This is a genomic window from Mycobacterium sp. TH-M82, assembly GCF_057473605.1.
The window spans coordinates 1-2,420 of record NZ_JBYCKY010000462.1 but is presented as its reverse complement, the minus strand read 5'-3'; the positions used below and the strand labels follow the sequence as shown (position 1 = coordinate 2,420).

Annotated in this window: 2 protein-coding genes; both read right to left on the bottom strand. The window is 65.1% G+C overall.

The genetic code is table 11. The features are described from left to right. Positions 1-33 precede the first annotated feature (33 nt). Complete coding sequence (locus AC2VON_RS14215; RefSeq protein WP_486953528.1) at positions 34-1,353, bottom strand: NAD(P)/FAD-dependent oxidoreductase; 1,320 nt, start codon at positions 1,351-1,353, stop codon at positions 34-36. Positions 1,354-1,359: 6 nt separating this feature from the next. Next, positions 1,360-2,420, bottom strand: a 1,061-nt coding sequence (locus AC2VON_RS14210) for a cellulase family glycosylhydrolase (protein ID WP_486953527.1), incomplete at its 5' end; no start/stop codon positions are given.

Genomic DNA, 2,420 nt, shown 5'->3' with positions numbered 1-2,420 from the left:
GTAACCGCAACCGTCACCGTCAGGCCCAGTGCCCTACGCGTTGAAGTGATCCCAGGCGCGGTCGATCCCCCAGCCCAGCCGTAGCATCGGGCCGGAGAACAGCGGCGTGGGAGTGAACCGCGGGCGCGCCTGCCAAACCGTCTCGAGATCGTCCTGCCGCTCGTCACCGGCCAGGCGGTCGGCGAGCATAGTGCCCAGATAGGGCGCCTGGGCCAGATCGTGACCGTTGTAGCCCATGGCGTAGAAAACCCGTCCGCCGGCCCCGCCGGCCACCGGCAGCCACGACGGTGTCATCGCAATCCATCCGCCCCAGGTACGGCGCACCCCGACATCGCGCAGCGAGGGGAAACGATCGTGAAAGCCGCGCACGATGTCGGCCACCACACGCTGACTCGGCACTCGGGCACCCAGTGCTCCTCGCGGTGGCTGCGCGACCCGGCTGCCGAAGACGACTGTGTTCCGGGATGTTTGGTGATAGCTCTCCAGAATCAGGTGCTGGGTGTATACACCACTTCGGCTGGTCCAGCCGGTCGCCTGCAGCCGGGCGGAATCGATCGGCTCGGTCTCGGCGAGGGTGATCCACATGGGCGCGACGATCCGCTTCGGCGCAAAGTCGAGATCGCGAGTGTAAGCGTTGGTGGCAAGGATGACTCGCTCCGCGCGCACACTACCGCCCGGCACGCTGAGGACCACCCCGGTGCGGCCGCGGTTGAGCGCCAACACCGGTGTCCGTTCGAATACCCTGGCACCACAAGTTAATACCGCTTCACGCAGACCGCGCGCGAACTTGCCGGGGTTCAATATGCCGCCCGCCCCTTCGAGAATGCCGCCGAGAAAGGCCTCGGGCAGGCCCGCGTCGTCGCCCGTGACGAAGGCGACGTCGGCACCGGCGTTGCGAAGAGTTTCCGTGATCCGCTCCGAGCGTCGCAGCTGAGCGACAGTCATTGCTGCCGAGACGTTCCCGGTCGGCTGGTAGTCACACTCGATCGCGAGTCGGGTGATCAGACCTTCGGTGAAGTGGACCGCGTGGTCGGCCATCCGGACCAGGTTGGCGGCGCGGCGACGGTACACGGTGCTCAGCAGCCGTGGGTCACCGCTGATCGTGGGCGTCAGATGGCCGGCGTTGCGCGACGACGCGCCCCATCCGCAGAATCCCGATTCGAGTAGAACCACCGTTGCGCCCCGCTCGGCCAGCCGCAACGTCGCCGCCATCCCGCTGTAGCCGCCACCGATGACCGCGACGTCACAGGTCACCTCGACGGCCAGGGCAGCGGCGATATCCGCCGGCCGGTCGATCCAGCCGCTGAACGACAGGTAGTCGATATGGTCCGGGGTGATCTCGCCAGGGCCCATCAGGCTTTACCCTGATGCGCCACTGGCGGGTGTCACGGTGACGCTGATGGTGCTCGCGCCGGCATCCGAGGCGATGACCAGGGTGGGGGCATCGGCCGCCGAAACCACGTGGCCGCCGGTCACCTGCACCTGGTAGCCGTTGGGGAACTCGACGGCCGGGGTCGAGATGTCGGTCTGCGAGCCGACCGGGAAACTGCCCTGGCCGGAAGCCATCTCGGTGGAGTAGCTGAACTGGAAGGTGCCGTTCTCAAACGACCAGGAATTCGGGGTGCCTGAAATCACCTGAGGGTACGGCTCGGCCAGGGTCTTCAGGACGGCGGAGTGGAGATTGTCGCCGCTCGGAGGCAAGTGGGCGTTGAGCACCAAGTCCTCGTCTGGCGAGGGTCTTATTTCGGCGTTGCTAAAGGCCCACTCCGACCAGCCCACCTGCTGCTGGTCGGCGGCATGCATTTCGTCGTTGATGTCGGTGAGGTTGGTGGTGGCACCGAACTCCGTCATCATCGCCGGAATATGGTGGGCCTTCGCGTAGGCGCTTGCCTCGCTAGCGGTGAAATCCGGCTCAGCGGGACACAACGATGAAAAATAGCAGTAGTCGTGGAACGAAAAGACCGTGTTGGGGTCATTGACCGTGCCCAGGTGGGTGGGAATCCCGGCGTCGAACAGCTCGTTCGGTTCGAACCAGACCGGCGTGGTCGGGTCGACGGCTCGAATTGCCGAGTCCACCTGGTTGTAGAACGGGGTGAGCTCCTGGGCGTCAAAGTGGGGGTCTCCTAGTACGTCTGCCACCGTTGCGTTACCCAGATGAAGCTCGTCTAGGACGTTGCCCGGATGCGGTTCGTTCATGATCTCAAAGCCCGCGACGTCGGGATTGTTTTTGAAGTAAGCCGCAACAGCCTCCCACATCTGGGCGTAGTCGTTTTCCAGCCCGGCCCCGTTGGGTGCTGCAGAGTTCGACCAGAACGCATCCCACGCTTGGTTCTCCGCCGGATTGGAGAAGTCGGTCGCGGGGCTGTTCGGCAGTTCGTAAACATTGGGTGCCCCGTTGGTCTGCACCGCCCACGCCGGCG

What these genes read in the sequence shown, in the direction of transcription:
- AC2VON_RS14215 (WP_486953528.1), bottom strand. Translation starts at nt 1,353, where the DNA reads ATGGGCCCTGGCGAGATCACCCCGGACCATATCGACTACCTGTCGTTC.